This window comes from Chthonomonas sp. (genome assembly GCF_035294505.1).
Lineage (GTDB): Bacteria > Armatimonadota > Chthonomonadetes > Chthonomonadales > Chthonomonadaceae > Chthonomonas.
The window spans coordinates 1-1,942 of the sequence record NZ_DATGKU010000188.1 but is presented as its reverse complement, the minus strand read 5'-3'; the positions used below and the strand labels follow the sequence as shown (position 1 = coordinate 1,942).

General features: G+C 54.3%; 2 protein-coding genes and 1 pseudogene. All 3 read left to right on the top strand.

Annotated features, from left to right (window positions below; translation table 11 throughout):
* A pseudogene (locus VKV18_RS11635) lies at positions 1-459 on the top strand (dioxygenase); the annotation flags it as partial.
* Positions 460-787: 328 nt separating this feature from the next.
* Positions 788-1,315, top strand: a complete 528-nt coding sequence (locus VKV18_RS11630; RefSeq protein WP_324204369.1) for a (2Fe-2S)-binding protein — start codon at positions 788-790, stop codon at positions 1,313-1,315.
* On the top strand, positions 1,308-1,942 hold a 635-nt coding region (locus VKV18_RS11625; protein ID WP_324204368.1), incomplete at its 3' end, for a xanthine dehydrogenase family protein molybdopterin-binding subunit. The genes VKV18_RS11630 and VKV18_RS11625, both read left to right, overlap by 8 nt.

The following is a 1,942-nucleotide window of genomic DNA, read 5'->3' as shown; positions in this document are numbered from 1 at the left end:
CTCGACCACGGCGCATGGGTTCCACTACTCATAATGTGGGGTGATGTCAAAAATAAGATGATGGCTGTATCCACAGATCCATACGCCCACGAGCAGGACTACGCCTTCGGTAAAGCCATAAGGACGGCGGCGGACTCACTTGGCCTCAGAACACTATTCATAGCCTCAGGTTCACCCACACACAGACTGGACCTGTTCGAATTCGGCTCAAAACCCAACCCCGAAGACCCACTCTACGAGTTCGACCGAATACTCATCCACACACTTGAGAACACGCCTCAAAGCATACTCGAGATAAAGAGGCTTGCCGGTGATGCGTACACGAGGAGCGACCCCGAAGGCGGGCTTGGACCACTGATGGCGGCGGCCGGCTTCTGCGGAGACGAATTCAGACCAAAAATATTAAACCACGACACACCCTACACTGGAGTTAGCGTGCTAGCCGCATACCTCAACTAGTCAATACTCAGACATAGACCAACAAATACACCCAGTGAGCCACCACTCCCCCGTCAGCAATGTAGGTTCGGTGAAGCGTTGGGTCGAGCTCAACACCAAGCACTAGAGATACCGGTTGGCGACACACATCCCTACCCCCTTGTTTTTACCTCTGGCGAAGCTACACTCAAACACCCAAACACACTCTAAGGTTGGTTATGGAAAGGCGGAAGTGACGGTGCTATGGTGTATGGGACCCCGCCCCTTTCATGGGTCAAAAAATCTGTGTTCGCTAACAACGGACGCCAAGAATGAGTTTTTGTTCCCCGGTTGGGATGACCCACGTTACGTGAAAACACTTATTTCAGCCGCCGTGGTAGGTTTGTGGGCGATCTTTTTGGTCAATCTGATGAGAATAACGCTCAGGGTTAACGGCCTGAACCATACGGTTACAGTTGAGCCCAGGGAGAGCCTTCTTGACGTGTTACGCAAACAGCTGGGTTTGACGGGTGCTAAGAAGGGGTGCGACATGGGTAGCTGCGGTGCGTGCACGGTACTAGTGGATGGTAAGTCGCGTCTCTCGTGCCTCACACTAGCCGTGTCAGTCGAGGGTATGGATATTGTGACCGTTGAGGGCCTCGGCCGAGGGGGACTCGACCCTCTTCAGGAGGCCTTTATACGTAACGACGCACTCCAGTGCGGTTTCTGCACACCTGGACAGGTGATGTCCGCGAAATTCCTTCTAGACACCATACCCAACCCGAGCGTCGAGGAGGTGAAGTATTACATGTCTGGTAACATTTGCAGGTGTGGGGCTTACCCGAAGATAATCAAGGCCGTGCTTGACGCCTCAAAAGAGGTGAAGAGGAATGGTTAAAGTAGTAAAGACAAGGGTGGAGTTTGAGGGTAGGTTCAGGGATGAGTACACGGTCGTCGAAGGCGAACCACTCGAGAGCTGGTCGCCGAGGAGCGGGCTGAAGGTCGTTGGAAGACCGCACCCAAGAGTGGATGGCGCCGCCAAGGTCACGGGCGCCGCCAAGTACACCCACGACGTATACCTCCCAGGAACGGTTTACGGCAAATTCCTACGCTCACCGTACGCACACGCTAAGATCATCCACATAGATGCGTCAGAAGCGGAGAGGCTACCAGGTGTCCTAGGAGTGTACACCTACGAGAACGCGCCCACACTGGGCTTTAAAGGAGCTGAGGAGGTTTTCAAGCGGGAGGTTACCTACCAGGGTGATGTGGTGGCGTTGGTGCTCGCGCAGGATGAATCCGTGGCCGAGGACGCACTGGAGCTAATACGAGTGGATTACGAGCCGCTCAAACCCCTAGTTGACCCAGAGGAGATAATGGGCTTAGAGTCCTCGAAGGATAGGGTTGTTGGGCCAAAGCTCTATGAGAGGGGAGACTTGGAGAAGGGCTTCGCGGAGGCGGATGTGATCGTTGAGGAGAGTTTTAAGACGCAGGCCGCGCTTCACAACTGCATGGAGACGCATGG